Source organism: Pseudomonas sp. DR208, assembly GCF_019823005.1.
Taxonomy (GTDB): Bacteria; Pseudomonadota; Gammaproteobacteria; order Pseudomonadales; family Pseudomonadaceae; genus Aquipseudomonas; species Aquipseudomonas extremorientalis.
Genome location: NZ_CP081944.1, coordinates 2,581,760 through 2,596,122, shown reverse-complemented (window position 1 = coordinate 2,596,122; position 14,363 = coordinate 2,581,760). Strand labels below are relative to the sequence as shown.

Annotated in this window: 11 protein-coding genes; 5 read left to right on the top strand and 6 right to left on the bottom strand. The window is 60.5% G+C overall.

Features of this window, described 5'->3' with window-relative positions; translation table 11 throughout:
• Positions 1 to 100 precede the first annotated feature (100 nt).
• From K5K89_RS11760 to K5K89_RS11750, 3 genes are all read right to left on the bottom strand, one after another.
• Positions 101 to 1,351: a glycoside hydrolase family 68 protein gene (locus K5K89_RS11760; RefSeq protein ID WP_071491491.1), complete on the bottom strand. Its 1,251-nt coding sequence runs from the start codon at positions 1,349 to 1,351 to the stop codon at positions 101 to 103.
• A gap of 251 nt (positions 1,352 to 1,602) precedes the next feature.
• Positions 1,603 to 2,541 (bottom strand): polysaccharide lyase, encoded by a 939-nt coding sequence (locus K5K89_RS11755; protein WP_222541455.1) that lies wholly within the window; start codon positions 2,539 to 2,541, stop codon positions 1,603 to 1,605.
• 243 nt (positions 2,542 to 2,784) lie between these two features.
• The gene (locus K5K89_RS11750; protein ID WP_071491493.1) at positions 2,785 to 4,284 is read right to left on the bottom strand and encodes a CoA-acylating methylmalonate-semialdehyde dehydrogenase; all 1,500 of its coding nucleotides are present in this window, start codon (positions 4,282 to 4,284) and stop codon (positions 2,785 to 2,787) included.
• A gap of 109 nt (positions 4,285 to 4,393) precedes the next feature.
• Here K5K89_RS11750 and K5K89_RS11745 point away from each other — a divergent pair, with 109 nt between their 5' ends.
• Positions 4,394 to 5,332 (top strand): LysR family transcriptional regulator, encoded by a 939-nt coding sequence (locus K5K89_RS11745; RefSeq protein WP_222541454.1) that lies wholly within the window; start codon positions 4,394 to 4,396, stop codon positions 5,330 to 5,332.
• A gap of 16 nt (positions 5,333 to 5,348) precedes the next feature.
• On the opposite strand, the gene K5K89_RS11740 is transcribed toward K5K89_RS11745, so the two are convergent.
• Positions 5,349 to 6,035 (bottom strand): hypothetical protein, encoded by a 687-nt coding sequence (locus tag K5K89_RS11740; RefSeq protein ID WP_222541453.1) that lies wholly within the window; start codon positions 6,033 to 6,035, stop codon positions 5,349 to 5,351.
• A 347-nt stretch (positions 6,036 to 6,382) separates the two neighbouring features.
• On the opposite strand from K5K89_RS11740, the gene K5K89_RS11735 reads away from it, so the two are divergent.
• From K5K89_RS11735 to K5K89_RS11725, 3 genes are read left to right on the top strand one after another with little or no spacing between them, the layout of a single operon-like run.
• On the top strand, positions 6,383 to 7,327 hold the full coding sequence (locus K5K89_RS11735) for an ornithine cyclodeaminase family protein (protein WP_222541452.1): 945 nt from the start codon (positions 6,383 to 6,385) through the stop codon (positions 7,325 to 7,327).
• Positions 7,324 to 8,457 carry an NAD(P)/FAD-dependent oxidoreductase gene (locus K5K89_RS11730; protein WP_222541451.1) on the top strand — a complete coding sequence of 378 codons (1,134 nt, stop codon included), beginning with the start codon at positions 7,324 to 7,326 and terminating at the stop codon, positions 8,455 to 8,457. Before K5K89_RS11735 ends, K5K89_RS11730 begins: the two co-directional genes overlap by 4 nt.
• Entirely contained in the window at positions 8,457 to 9,083 is a 627-nt protein-coding gene (locus K5K89_RS11725; protein ID WP_222541450.1) for a transcriptional regulator, read from the top strand. Before K5K89_RS11730 ends, K5K89_RS11725 begins: the two co-directional genes overlap by 1 nt.
• Before the next feature lie 187 nt (positions 9,084 to 9,270).
• Here K5K89_RS11725 and K5K89_RS11720 read toward each other — a convergent pair whose 3' ends face one another.
• Complete coding sequence (locus K5K89_RS11720; protein ID WP_093513757.1) at positions 9,271 to 10,047, bottom strand: ABC transporter substrate-binding protein; 777 nt, start codon at positions 10,045 to 10,047, stop codon at positions 9,271 to 9,273.
• 262 nt (positions 10,048 to 10,309) lie between these two features.
• Here K5K89_RS11720 and K5K89_RS11715 point away from each other — a divergent pair, with 262 nt between their 5' ends.
• Positions 10,310 to 12,010, top strand: a complete 1,701-nt coding sequence (locus tag K5K89_RS11715) for an AMP-binding protein (RefSeq protein ID WP_222541449.1) — start codon at positions 10,310 to 10,312, stop codon at positions 12,008 to 12,010.
• A 132-nt stretch (positions 12,011 to 12,142) separates the two neighbouring features.
• Here K5K89_RS11715 and K5K89_RS11710 read toward each other — a convergent pair whose 3' ends face one another.
• A complete protein-coding gene (locus K5K89_RS11710; protein WP_222541448.1) occupies positions 12,143 to 14,308 on the bottom strand; it encodes a TonB-dependent receptor in 2,166 nt (721 codons plus the stop codon).
• Positions 14,309 to 14,363 lie beyond the last annotated feature (55 nt).

The window sequence follows — 14,363 nt, the reverse complement described above, 5'->3', positions numbered from 1 at the left end:
CACCGAACTGGATTGCGGTTAAAAAAGTGGGAGGAGGCAAGCCCCCTCCCACTTTTGCATCGGTTTACACCAGATGATCAGGCTGACGATTGCACGGCAGTCACTGGCTCAACACTACATCGCGCATCGCCGGGATGTAGCCATAGTCATAAGCCTCCTGCACAAACGAACGATCGCCCTTCAACACAATCCTGACCGTCGGCGCTTCGGTGCCGCCGATACGGTAGTCATCGCCGGTGGTGGGCACACTGTCGATAAACGATGTCACCAGGCCGTTGGGCATTACACAGTGGGAGTATGTCTGGAAGGGCTGCGAAGGCGGATTGCCGAGCACCAGGCCGGAGGCGTTCATCGGTGTGTAAGGGCCGAACAGCCGGTCGCTGACGAAACCATACACGCCATCCGGGCCCGTCACGCCGTCCGCGTAGGTGAACTTGTGACTGATGGTGAACAGGTAGTACTTGTTGTCCTGGAACACATAGTGCGGCCGTTCGGTCTGGTCGTTCACACCAACGGCGGTCACCAGCGGTGGCAAAATCTCCCACTCGTCACCGTTGAGGTCTTTGGCCACCGCAATGCCGATGCAGCCGACCTGATAACGCGCACCGCCGACATCTTCATGCCCGGGCGGCACCAGGCCTATTTCATTCGGGCCTACTTCGTGTGTCCCGCGCTCGCCGGCAACGTTGCCTTCGAACACCATGTACAACCTGCCATCTTTTGGATCGATAAAGGGGCTGGGATCGCGAAAGTTCCAAGTCGAATTTTGCGCTTCGGTTTGGTAATAGATACCGTCGGCATCAAACAACGATTTGACCTGATCAAAGCCCCGCAGGGTCACGCCGGTATCCGAGGTGACCACCTGGCCCCTGACTTTGGCAATGGTGGCGCCCGGTGTGACGCAGGTGTAATACAGGTCGATATCGCCGTTGTTATTCAGCAGGATCGGTGTACCTGCCCATTCCCGCGTGGTCGGCGAAACCCCTTCGGCCATGACACGACCGCCGAAGATCCAGTCCTTGCCGGTGCGCGAATACCAGTAGCAGATACGCGCATGGCCATGGCGGTCTTCCCAGTCGCGCTTGATGTCGTAACGGCCATCGGCGTTGATGAATTGTGGATCATGGGGGCGACGATCAGCCGTCAGGGTGAAGATCACTGACCAGCCATTGACCGATACCACCGTACCATCCAGTTCACGCAAGGGCATGGTGTCCCAGATAAAGACCGTGTCACTCATGACAGGAAAGTCAGGACTCACTAACGGCTGTGTCGTCGTCGGGTCATTCTCATTAACTTTCAGCGCATCGGCCCGTGTCCAGCGAGTGGGTGTGTGATTCGCATGTTTCATGATGATGTCCTTTTGCTGACGCTTAAGTGACAAGCGAAGATTAAATAGCACATGACAGCCAACAACTTGATAGTGGCTGAAAGAGCAAGGGATAGTTGGCTCTGCAAGTGCGAAACAAGGTTTAACATGGAAGCCTGCCTGTCGCAACATGAAGAATTATTTAGATTATAAAGGCCATCACTGTATTTATATCCTTGATATAAATACAGTGGCACCGGTATTAAGTGATCACTAAGTAGAAAGCTAGCTAATCAACTACCAAAGACCAGTGCAACCGACTGGGCGCCGGCATTCTTCTGGGTAAAATCCTTGGCTTGTGCGGCGGTCTTCAAGGTATAGCCATAGTTGGATGACGCCGTCCACTGCGCCTTGGGCGACTTCTGATTAGTGATTGGCGGCACGCTGTTGATGTCGGTGAAGGTCCCGGTGCCCTTGTCATCCAACATGCCTTTATTTTGGCTGCCTTCGCCAAAGTAGTTACTTTCAGAAAGGATGTTGGCATTTTGTGCCAGGGTAAAACCGAGGTGGAAGTTATTGATGTAGTTGTTGTACACATGAAAATAACCGTAACGCATCAAGCCAGGCGCACGCACTTCCATGTTATCGAAGCGGTTATGGCACAGTGTCAGGCGTGGGTAACCATTGAACGCGGCATTATTATCATCCGCCGGGTGACCGAAGATCAGACCATACTTATGACTGCCAAAGAAGCAGTGACTGATGGTGGCATAATCGGCCTTTCCCCCGATATACAGCAGTTTATCTTCGCTGCCGTCAGTGGTGGACCAGCTGTGCCCGACGAAAGAGCAATGGTCGATCCAATACTTGCTGCCGTAGTTCAAGTAGACCTGGATATCGTCATTGGCCTTGATACTTGCCGAGTGCTTGAAGATAAGATTCTGCAGAATGATGTTCTGCGACTGCGCCGTTGCACGCAGGTGAATATTCTCCAGGGTGCGGTCCTGGAACGAGCCAATCAGGGTCTTGTTGGCACCCATGTTGACTTTGGTCAGGCTCGACGCCGAGATATTACTGTTGATCACCAGTACCCGTGGGGTGGTGTCGCCGATATTGGCCTTGAGTTGATCGAGCGTGGTGATACTGACCACAGGGCCGGACCAGCCACCTGTCACTTTTGCCGCTTGGGCGAAACCGATCAGACCGGTGAGTTTGCTTTCTGGGTAGGACATGAGTTCCCTCTCTATCAATAAAAATGGCTCGGTAAGACGAGCCTGTGCATCAAGTTAATCCGTTAACTTGCACACAGTGTCTGGCAGGACTGAGGTTGCCGGTGTTGGTCGATCAGCGCTTAAACACTGTGTTTATATACAGTATTGTGCATTCGCCCGACCGTCAACCCTGAAGTGGAAAACAATCGAAAGTGGGAGGCGGCAAGCCCCTCCCACATTTGCCCTGCTGTGTTCTTTTGGCCGTTATTTGGACACCGGCATCGCAAACTCCGCGCCCTGCTCGATGCTTTCCGACCAGCGCTGCATGATCGACTTTTGCTTGGTATAGAAGCGCACGCCCTCGGTGCCATAGGCGTGCATGTCGCCGAACAAACTCTTTTTCCAACCACCAAAGCCATGCCAGGCCATCGGCACCGGGATCGGCACATTGATGCCGACCATGCCCACTTCAATGCGCCGTGCAAATTCGCGGGCGATGTTGCCGTCGCGGGTAAAGCAGCTGACGCCGTTGCCGAATTCGTGGTCGTTGACCAGCTTGATCGCCTCGGCAAAGTCATTCACGCGCACGCACGCCAGTACCGGGCCGAAGATTTCTTCGCGGTAGATGCTCATTTCCTGGGTGACGTGGTCGAACAGGGTCGCGCCGAGCCAGAAGCCATTTTCCAGGCCGGCTTCGGTCGGCACATAGTCGCGCCCATCGAGCAGCAACTGCGCGCCCGCCTGCACGCCTTGTTCGATGTAGCCGCTGATGCGCTCCAGGGCGGCGCGGGACACAATCGGGCCCATCTCGGCCTTGAGGTCGCGGCCGTCGGTGATGCGCAGGTGCCTGGCGCGCTCGGTCAGCGCCGCGATGACTTTGTCGCCCACATCGCCCACCAGCACCGCCACGGAGATGGCCATGCAGCGCTCGCCGGCACTGCCGTAGGCGGCGCCCATCAAGGCGTCGACGGTTTTGTCGAGATCGGCGTCGGGCATTACCACCATGTGGTTTTTTGCGCCGCCCAGGCCTTGCACGCGCTTGCCGTTGCGCGCACCGGTCTCGTAGATGTACTGGGCAATCGGCGTGGAGCCGACAAAGCTCACGGCCTTGACGTCCGGGTGCTCGATCAGCGCATCCACCGATTCCTTGTCGCCCTGCACCACGTTGAACACGCCTTTGGGCAGGCCGGCTTCGCGCAGCAGTTCGGCCATGAACAACGAGGCGCTCGGGTCGGTGGGGCTTGGCTTGAGGATGAAGGTGTTGCCCGCCGCGATGGCGATCGGGTACATCCACATCGGCACCATCACCGGGAAGTTGAACGGCGTCACACCCGCCACCACGCCCAGCGGTTGGCGCATCGTCCAGTTGTCCATGCCGCGAGAAACCTGGTCGGAATGCTCGCCCTTGAGCAGGTTGGGGATGCCGCAGGCAAACTCCAGGATATCGATGCCACGATCCACTTCGCCCTGGGCGTCGGTGAAGACCTTGCCGTGTTCGGCGACGATGATGCGCGCCAGGTCGTCCTTGCGCTCACGCAGCAGGTGCAGGTATTCGAACAGCACGCGGGCACGGCGGATCGGCGGGGTGTCGGCCCAACCGGCGAACGCGGCCTGGGCGGCGGCGACGGCTTCGGACACGGTCTGGCGGCTGGCCAGGGCGACGCGGCCGGTCTTTTCGCCGGTGGCCGGGTTGTAGACGTCCTGATAGCGATCGTCGCGGGACACGCGCTGGTCGTTGATGTAGTGCTCGATGGTGGTGGTCATGGCAGTAGATCCCAGGTGGATAGCGTTGGGGACCACGATAGGCTTTCGATTTGTTCCAAACCAGAGCAGAATCCAGAACTTATTGTCCAGCACAGCGAACAATCCACCCATGGAAAAATCCGAGATCGAAGGGCTGTGGACCCATATCCACTGGCTGTCGGTGCTGGAGGAACAAGGCACCTACACCGCCGCTGCCGCACGCCTTGGCGTGAGCAAGTCGGCGGTGAGCCAGCGTATTTCCGACCTGGAAAAAGCCACCGGCACGCGGCTGGTCACCCGCACCACGCGCAGCGTCAGGCTGACCGATGCGGGGCTGTCGTTGACCCGTGAAGTGCGCAGCGCCTATGAGCAGATCGCCCGCAGCTTTTCCTCGGTACGCGACTCGGTTGGCGAGATTCGCGGGCTGGTACGGCTGACCGCGCCGGTGGCGTTCGCCCGTCAGCAATTGGTGCCGCACTTGTCGGAATTCCTGCAACAGTACCCGCAGGTGCGCATTCAACTGGACGTGTCCGACGCCCTGAGTTCACTGGCCGCCGAAGGCTACGACCTGGCCGTGCGCCACGGCTTCCAGGTGCCGGAAACCCATGTGGCCTGGAAGCTGTGCGACACCGGCTCGGTGCTGGTCGCCACCCAGGAATACCTGCACCGCCACGGCGAACCGCGTGAACCCGGTGATCTATGCGCACATAACTGCCTGTTCTACCCTCGCGGCGCCGAACAGCCGGCCTGGACCTTCGAGCGTGGCACTAAAAACGTCGAACGCCTCACCGTGCCCATCGCCGGCAGCTTCGCCACCAACAACAGCGAAGCCCTGCGCGATGCGGCCCTCAATCACCTGGGCATCGCCCTGCTCCCCGACTTCAGCGCCCACGCCGCCCTGGCCGGCGGCAAGCTGGTGCAGGTGCTCAAGGGCTGGACGCTCAAGGGCGCGTTTGCCGACGAGATCTATTTGATACGACCGTATTCGCCCCATGTACCGAAGGCGGTGAATGTGTTGGTCGGTTATCTGAAGGAAAAGCTGTCAGCCGGGTTCCGGTTCGCAGGTTGAGCGCGGTACTGATGACCTAATAAGGCATCGTAATAAAGTTACTGGGCTTGAACCCATTCTTTATCAGCACGGTTGAAATGGCTGACACCTGCGATGGAGTCAGTGTGGGGTCGAGTGAGAGGATATTAAAGACTTGAACCTTGCGATCATCACTCGTCACGAAACAGTGCCACTCGACCAGTGCACGGGCGTCAGCCCAAATGTTCACCGTAGGCACATTACCCCCTCCAAATCCATCAGGCGCAGACCCGGATTGGCCTGGGGGGTTAAGAATATGTACGGTGACATCGGTGGCAACGGGATTATTAACACTGATGACCTTTATGTCATACCGCCCGTCGACAGGTTGACGCTCCACGTCAACATGCCCCACGGCCCCTATAAACAATGACGACAGAGAAGGAAAAGTAACCCTGGGTCGGGTCGCCAGTATTTGTGACTGATCGGTTGCTGGCAGCCCAGCATTTACCTTCTGATAAACCCACCGGTAGTAGCTCGCACTTCCCAAAGGCTCATAAAGCCCGAAGCCCTGACCAGCCCCTGCCAGTGCTGAAACTAACGCAGCAGGAAGCAGAAACGCCTTGGGACGTGGCGTGCATGGCCCATCGCTGATACTCGGATCATCCCAGGCCAAGGATTGCGCCGATGCCCATGAGGCAAAGGCAATACAGACCAGCCCGGCGAACACGTCACGAAGTTTCATTGTTTATCCCTGCCTTTACCCGTCTCCAATGGTGTGGAGACTAAGAGATCGGCGGGTCGCTGAAACCTGTTAGAAATGACAGTTACTTATACTTTTTCGTCATCGTCATTAATCTTCCTGTCGAATAAACGACCGTGTTGCGGTACGTGGCCTTCGAGCATCAAATGGCCCAACCAAATTAGCTAAGAGTGGATCTTTCAGAGGAACCAATCGGCCTTAGACCGGTGCTGGACAATCTGATGAATCAGAACCTGGGCAAGTGAAGCGCCAGCTTTTTTTCAGAGGGATATTGCTCAACAGAACTAAAAGTCCATAATGGACAAATTAGTTTACCTGCGGAGACCCTTATGTCCAGCACACCCCATGTGATCCACCAGGCCCAGGCCCGCGAATTGCTCGGAAAAGTCGATGTGCCGCAGATCCTGCGCAAGCTGTTCCAGGACCTGGCGGCCGGGCAAGCCGTGCAGCCAGCGCAGCAACTGGTGGAGTTCCCGCACGCCGCCGGCGACTTTATCAACTACTTGGGCGTGCTGGCCGAGGATGGGGTGTACGGGGTCAAGACCTCGCCCTATATTGTGGGTGAGCAAGGGCCACTGGTGACCGCGTGGACCTTGTTGATGTCGATGCAGACCGGCCAACCCCTGCTGCTGTGCGATGCGGCCGAACTGACCACGGCCCGCACTGCGGCCACCACAGCGCTGGCGGTGGAAGCATTGGCGCCTTTACCAGCAAGGCGCCTGGCGATCATTGGCAGCGGCAAGGTGGCGCAGGCGCATTTGCACTACGTCAAGCAACTGCGTGACTGGCAGCACATCAGCCTGTTTTCCCCCAGTCTGGGCAACGCCAGCGCCGAGGCTATCGCCCACCTCAAAAACCTGGACCCACGGGTGGTCATCGCCGACAGCTGCGAGGCGGCCGTGGACGACGCCGATGTGATCCTGCTGTGCACCTCGTCGGCCGGGCCGGTACTCGACCCTGCCCGTTTGAGCAAACCGGCGCTGATTACCTCGATCAGCACCAATGCGCCCCGCGCCCACGAAGTGCCGCCCCACAGCCTGAACGCGATGCAGGTGTTCTGCGACTATCGCCAGACCACCCCGGGCGCGGCGGGTGACATGCTGATCGCCGCCGAGCAACACGGGTGGGACCCGCGTGCCATCGTGGGGGACTTGCCCGAACTGCTCAGCGAATGGGTGCAACCTCCGACCTACGACCGTCATGTATTCTTCCGCTCCATCGGCCAGGGCCTGGAAGACATCGCCCTGGCCAATGCCCTCTGGAGACAGCTATGAACCACGCAGATTTCATCATCATCGGCGGCGGTATTGCCGGCGCTTCCACGGGGTTCTGGTTGTCGCAGCACGGCAAGGTGCGGGTGCTTGAGCGCGAAAGCCACCCGGCCTATCACTCCACCGGACGTTCGGCGGCACTGTTTACCGCCGCCTACGGCACCCCGCAGGTGCGGGCGCTGACCCTGGCCAGCCGGGCGTTTTTCGACAACCCGCCGCCCGGTTTCTGCGAACACCCGTTGCTCACGCCCCGGGGCGAAATGACCGTGGACTTCATCGGCGATGCGGCCGAGTTGAACACCCAGTATCAGAGCGCCAAGGCCACCGTGGCCGAGGTCGAACTGCTCAGCGCCGACGAGGCCTGTGCGAAGTTGCCGATCCTGCGCCGGGAAAAAGTCCACGGCGCGCTGTATGACCCCACCGCCAGCGACATCGACACCGACGCCCTGCACCAGGGCTACCTGCGCGGTATCCGCCGCAACGGTGGCCAGGTGCATACCGATAGCCACGTACTCGGCTTGAGCCGCGACAGCGACGGCATCTGGCAGGTGCAAACCCAGGACACAACCTACACCGCGCCGGTCATCATCAACGCCGCCGGCGCCTGGGCCGACCACATCGGCGGTCTCGCCGGGGCCGCGTCCATCGGCTTGCAGCCCAAGCGGCGTTCGGCGTTCATCTTCGCCGGCCCCGACGGCGTCGACAGCCACCGCTGGCCGATGCTGGTGGCGCTGGACGAATCCTTCTACATGAAACCCGACGCCGGCATGTTCCTCGGTTCCCCGGCCAACGCCGACCCGGTGGCGCCTCAGGATATTCAGCCCGAAGAGCTGGACATCGCCATGGGCATCTACCAGATCGAAGAAGCCACCACCCTGACCATCCGCCGCCCGACCCGTACCTGGGCCGGCCTGCGCAGCTTCGTGCACGACGGTGATCTGCTCGCGGGTTTTGATCCGGTGGTACCGGGGCTGTTCTGGGTCGCGGCACAGGGCGGTTATGGCATCCAGACCTCACCGGCCATGGGCCAGGCCAGTGCCGCACTGGTGCGCGGCGCAGCGCTGCCGGAGGCGCTGACACGCTTCGGCCTCGACGCTGGTATGCTTTCCCTTGCCCGCCTGGAGCCCCATTGATGAACACCGCTGAACAAGACACCGTCATGCAGAACTTCCGCGCGATGGCCGACGCCATCGCCACGCTGTTCTTCCCCCACGCCGAAGCGGTGCTGCATGACCTGCGCTCGCAAAAAGTCGATTACATCGCCAATAACCTGTCCAAGCGCAGCATCGGCGATGACTCGGCGCTGGAGGACATGCTCGACGCCGACGTCAGCGAGGTCAATATCGGCCCGTACGAAAAGCTCAACTGGGATGGCCAGAAAATCCGCAGCCTGAGCACCGTGCTGCACGACCACGAGGGCCGACGCCTGGCGGTGCTGTGCATCAACCTGAATATTTCACTGTTTGAAAACGCCAAGGCGGCGCTGGACCTGTTCCTGTCGCCGAGCAAGCTGATCCCGCAGCCGGACTCGTTGTTTCGCGATGACTGGCAGGAGCGCATCAACACGTTTTTGCATGCCTGGATGCGCGAGCGGCAGTTGAGCCTGAATGTGCTGACCCGCGACCACAAGCGTGAGCTGGTGCTGGCCCTGCACGCCGAGGGGGCGTTCAAGGGCAAGAGCGCGTCGAACTATGTGGCCAATGTGCTGGGCATGGGGCGGGCGACGGTCTACAAGCATCTGAAGGAACTGAAGGGCTGAGGTGCGCACGACGCATTTTGTGGCGAGCGGGCTTGCCCCGCGTTGGACTGCGTAGCAGGCCCATCTTTGGGGTCGCTTCGCAACCCAACGCGGGGCAAGCCCGCTCGCCACAGCAAGCCCGCTCGCCACAACAAGTCCGTTGGCCTCAGGGGTTCTAATTGGCCGCGCGACAGCGCGCGTGTACCTCTCAATCGCCGTAGATGTCGGCCTTGAAGTACTGCTGCGAAATCTTCTGGTACTCGCCACTGGCGCGAATGCCGTCAATGGCCGCATTCAACTGGCTGACCAATTCAGTATTGCCCTTGCGTACCGCGATGCCCGCGCCCTCGCCCACGTATTTCGGGTCCTTGAGTTCCGGGCCGACAAAGGCATAGCCCTTGCCACGGGGCATCTGCAGGAAATCATTCAAGGGGATGGTGTCGGCAAAGATCGCATCCAGTCGCCCGGCAGCCAGGTCCATGTAGATCTCTTCGTTATTGCCATAGCGCTTGACGTTGATGCCCTTGGGCTCGAACACCTCGGTGGCGTAGCGATCCGTGGTGGTCGCACGCTGCACCCCCACCGTCTTGCCCTTGAGGCTGGCGTACTGGTCATCCACCACCGCCCCCTCCTTCATCACCAGGCGCGATGAAGTGAAGTAGTACTTGCGGGTGAAATCCACCGACTTCTTGCGGTCTTCGTTGATGGTCATGGACGACAGCGCCATGTCGATTTTCTTGACCTTGAGGGACGGAATCAGACCGTCGAACTCACCTTCGACCCACACGCACTTGACCTTCATCTGCGTGCACAGCGCATTGCCGATGTCGTAGTCGAACCCGACGATCTTGCCTTCCTGGGTCTTGGAGGCGAACGGTGGGTAAGCCGCCTCGATACCGATGCGCAGGGTTTTCTCGGCGGCGACCAAGGGGCCGGATGCAAGCAGGCTCAAGGCCAGGGCGGTAATGAGGGAGCGTTTCTGCATGATCGTGGTCTCGCAAGTTGTTGTTGGTTTGGCAAGAGTGAGAAAGAGATGAATCGCGCACTTTTGTACTTATAATTCCATCTTGGACTTTTACGTCTCAATCGTCAATCTCACCGCTGCCTGGCGCGACACCCATGACTTTTTTGCACAACGCACCGGTGTTTTTGGGCGTTCTGCTCTGATTTATGCGTGCCTATACTCGGTCCAGCCTCTCGGCTAAACCGAGGGTCAGTCCCCACAACAATAATTAAGGACAGCCACCATGACCCAGCCCTTCCTGGCCGCTCGGGATTTTCTGCTCGCTCACCGCACCGACTACGCCACTGCCGTCCGGGACTTCCGTTGGCCGCAACTGGATGCATTCAACTGGGCCTTGGACTATTTCGACACGATGGCCGAGGGCAATGCGGCGCATGCGCTGTGGATCGTCGAGGAAGACGGCAGTGAGCAACGCTACAGCTTCCAGCAACTGGCCACGCGCTCCAACCAGGTGGCCAATCACTTGCGCGCGCTCGGTGTACGTCGCGGTGACCGGGTGCTGTTGATGCTCGGCAACGATGTGGCGCTGTGGGACACCATGCTCGCCGCGTTCAAGCTCGGTGCCGTGGTCATTCCTGCCACCGCCCTGCTGAACCCCGACGACCTGCGCGACCGCATCGAGCGCGGGCAGGTGCGCCATCTGGTGGTCGGCGAGGCTCACGTGCCTAAATTCGACGGGCTGGCAGACGGTTGCAACCGCATCTGCGTGGGCGCGGCACCGCAGGGTTGGGTCGCCCACAACGCCGCCTTTGAATACCCCGAACAGTTCGAGGCCGAAGGCCGCACCCTGGCCACCGACCCGATGCTGCTCTATTTCACCTCCGGCACCACGTCCAAACCGAAGATGGTGCTGCACAGCCACCAGAGTTACCCGGTGGGCCACCTGTCGACCATGTACTGGATCGGCCTGCAGCCGGGCGATCTGCACCTGAATATCTCCTCGCCCGGTTGGGCCAAGCATGCCTGGAGTTGCCTGTTCGCCCCCTGGAATGCCGGTGCGTGCATCTTTATCCATAACGTCGCGCGGTTCAGCGCGCCGGCCCTGCTCAGTGCCTTGGAACGCTACGGCGTGACTAGCCTGTGTGCGCCGCCCACGGTATGGCGCATGCTGATCCAGGAGGATCTTGCCAGCTATAAATCGCGCCTGAGCCTGCGCGAATTGGTAGGCGCCGGTGAGCCGCTGAACCCGGAAATCATCGAGCAGATCCAGCACGCCTGGGGCCTGCCGTTGCGCGACGGTTTCGGCCAATCGGAAACCACCGCGCTGGTGGGCAATACCCCAGGCCAGGTGCTCAAGCCCGGTTCCATGGGCCGCCCGCTGCCGGGCTACCAGGTGGCCTTGCTCGACCCGGATGGCATTCCCGGCAGCGAAGGCGAAGTCGCCCTGCCCCTTGACGTGCGCCCTCTCGGCCTGATGCTCTGCTACGAAGACAGCCCGGAGAAAACCGCCGAGGTCATGCGTGACGGCTACTACCGCACCGGCGACACCGCGCAGGTCGACGCCGACGGCTACATCACCTTCGTCGGTCGCGCCGACGATGTGTTCAAGGCCTCCGACTACCGCATCAGCCCGTTCGAGCTGGAAAGCGCCTTGATCGAACACCCGGCGGTCATGGAAGTGGCCGTGGTGCCGAGCCCAGACCCGCTGCGCCTGGCGGTGCCCAAGGCGTTCCTGATCCTGGCCCACGACGAACCGGGCAGCCATGAACTGGCCCGGCACATCCTCGCCTTCGCCCGCGAAAACCTCGCCCCCTACAAGCGGGTGCGACGCATCGAGTTTGTCAGCGAGCTGCCCAAGACCATCTCCGGCAAGATCCGCCGCGTGGAGCTGCGGCAGATGGAGGTGGTGCGGCGCCAAAGTGACACACGGGGTGAACAGGAGTATTTCGAAGAAGACTTTGTGGTGAATACGCCCATGGTTTAAATGACTGTTACGGTAAAAATGTGGGAGGGGGCTTGCCCCCGATGATGGCTTGTCAGCCACAAATGTGCTGACTGATACACCGCCATCGGGGTAAGCCCCCTCCCACATTGTAAGTGCCTCTGAGTTATCGGGTCAGAAGTCCACTGTCGCCGACAGCTGCAAGGTACGCGGATAAGCCGGCGAAAATGCACCGTACGACGCCACGCCCGACCAGTACTCACGGTCAAACACGTTCTGCACCGTAGCCCGGAAGGTAGTGGGCCGGCCTTCGATCTTGGTCGCATACCGCGCCCCCGCATCGATGCGCGTCCATGAATCCAGTGCCTGGGTGTTGGCCTGGTTGACGTATTGGCTGTCGGTGTAGATCGCACCTCCCGTGAGGGTAAAGCCTTCCAGCCACGGCGTGTCCCACTCGGCCCAGAGGTTGGCCTGGATATCCGGCACGCCCACGGGTTTGTTGCCCCGGTTGGCGGCAGTGGCGGACTTGGTCAGTTCGCCATCGAGGAACGTCACGCCGCCCATCAAGCGGGTGCCGGGCGCCACTTCGCCGAACATGCTCAGTTCGAGGCCGCGGTTACGCTGTTCGGCCTGCACCGAATACACGCCGTTGGCGCCCAGTTCGCCGCTGGGCTTTTCGATCTGGAACAGTGCAACGGTGGTCATGAAGGTGCCGTGTTCATACTTCACGCCCACTTCGTGTTGCTTGGATTCATACGGGGCGAAGGTTTCGCCGGCATTGCTCGCCGTGCCCGGTGCCGCATCACCTTTGCTGAGGCCCTCGACGTAGTTGTAGTAGAGCGACACGTCTTCCCACGGTTTGATGACCACCCCCAGCAGCGGCGTATTGGCGCTGGCGTCATAGCGCGAGCTGACCCCGCCGGTGCTGTTGTAGTTGCGCGATTCGATCGACTGGTGGCGCATGCCCAGGGTCAATTGCAGGCGATCATCCAGAAAGCCCAAGGTGTCACTGAGCGCAACGCCGGACAATTCGGTCTCGGAAATACGCAGTACCTTCGGCGCATTGATGTATTGCTTGGGCGTGTCCACCGGGTGGTAGATGTTCGAACGGATCTCCTTGCCGTTGGTGATGCCCCGCGACAGTTCATCCTGGTAACGGGTCGCCATCAGCGTGGTGATGTGGGTCACCGGGCCGGTGGCGAACAGCCCGCGCAGGCCCACATCGGCGGTCGAGCGGTCGACGTTGAATTTGTAGTAGCCGGGAATATTGCTGGTGTCGCCGGCGTCATTGAGGATGCGTGGCACCTGGTCGGACATGCGTTTCACATCCGACCTGCCGCCACCGGCGTGGACGAACACGCTCAGGTTGTCGTTGAGGTCGTATTCACCGCCGAGCAACAGCGACTGTTCCTTGGTATCGGACCAACCCCATTTCTGCGGCAGGCTGGTGCGACCATTGGGCGCCGACGGCACCTCGACGCCCGGCGCAATCGTGAACGGCCGCGAGGCGCCCTCCCAGCTTTCCTTCTGGCTGATGTAATCGAGGTTCAGGCGCAGCCGCTCGCCATGGTAATCCAGGGCAATCGCGCCGATGCCGACATCGCGGTTCTGATTGTCCACGACGGTGTCGCCGCCCTGCAGGCTGCCGTTGAAGCGCACGCCAAACTGGTTTTCATCGCCGAAGCGGCGGCTGATGTCCAGGTGGCCGCCCACCTGCGTGTCCGCCGCATAGCTGCCGGTGAAGCGGGTCAGGTCCTGGTCCAGCGGGCGCTTGGGCACGATATTGATCACTCCGCCCACACCGCTGTTGGGGGAGATCCCGTACATCAGCGCCCCAGGCCCCTTGAGTACTTCGACACGTTCGGCGTACTCGGTGAACGCCCGGTAGTTGGGTGCCACGCCGTACACACCGTCGTAGGCCAGTTCACCCAGGTTGCCCTCGCCAATCGCAAACCCTCGGATGAAGAACGAGTCGACGATGCCACCGGCCTGCCCGGTGGAGCGCACCGAAGGGTCGCGCTCCAGGGCATCGGCCACGGTCACGGTTTGCAGGTCGGCCAGGGTCTTGGCGGTGTAGCTGGTGACGCTGAACGGTGTGTCCATCACGTCCTTGTTGCCCATCATGCCCAAGCGCGCGCCACGAGCGACCTGGCCACCGGCGAGCACCCCCGGCAGATCGGTGGGGCCGCTGTAGCGGGCGTTGACGTTCGTCGCATCAAGCGTCAGGCTCTGCGCGCTGTCGTCGCTCGCGTCCACAGTGGCGGCCCAGGCGGGCGTGCTGGCGGCGACCAGGATCAGGGCGGAACGAACAGCAAGGGTTAACCGGCTGGCAACGGGCATGACATCAGGGTCCTTTCATCGTGAGAAAATGAGAATTACTCCTGATGCCAGCCGA

Coding starts and splice junctions, on each gene's coding strand:
- K5K89_RS11760 (WP_071491491.1), bottom strand. CDS start 1,351: ATGAAACATGCGAATCACACACCCACTCGCTGGACACGGGCCGATGCG.
- K5K89_RS11755 (WP_222541455.1), bottom strand. CDS start 2,541: ATGTCCTACCCAGAAAGCAAACTCACCGGTCTGATCGGTTTCGCCCAA.
- K5K89_RS11750 (WP_071491493.1), bottom strand. CDS start 4,284: ATGACCACCACCATCGAGCACTACATCAACGACCAGCGCGTGTCCCGC.
- K5K89_RS11745 (WP_222541454.1), top strand. CDS start 4,394: ATGGAAAAATCCGAGATCGAAGGGCTGTGGACCCATATCCACTGGCTG.
- K5K89_RS11740 (WP_222541453.1), bottom strand. CDS start 6,035: ATGAAACTTCGTGACGTGTTCGCCGGGCTGGTCTGTATTGCCTTTGCC.
- K5K89_RS11735 (WP_222541452.1), top strand. CDS start 6,383: ATGTCCAGCACACCCCATGTGATCCACCAGGCCCAGGCCCGCGAATTG.
- K5K89_RS11730 (WP_222541451.1), top strand. CDS start 7,324: ATGAACCACGCAGATTTCATCATCATCGGCGGCGGTATTGCCGGCGCT.
- K5K89_RS11725 (WP_222541450.1), top strand. CDS start 8,457: ATGAACACCGCTGAACAAGACACCGTCATGCAGAACTTCCGCGCGATG.
- K5K89_RS11720 (WP_093513757.1), bottom strand. CDS start 10,047: ATGCAGAAACGCTCCCTCATTACCGCCCTGGCCTTGAGCCTGCTTGCA.
- K5K89_RS11715 (WP_222541449.1), top strand. CDS start 10,310: ATGACCCAGCCCTTCCTGGCCGCTCGGGATTTTCTGCTCGCTCACCGC.
- K5K89_RS11710 (WP_222541448.1), bottom strand. CDS start 14,308: ATGCCCGTTGCCAGCCGGTTAACCCTTGCTGTTCGTTCCGCCCTGATC.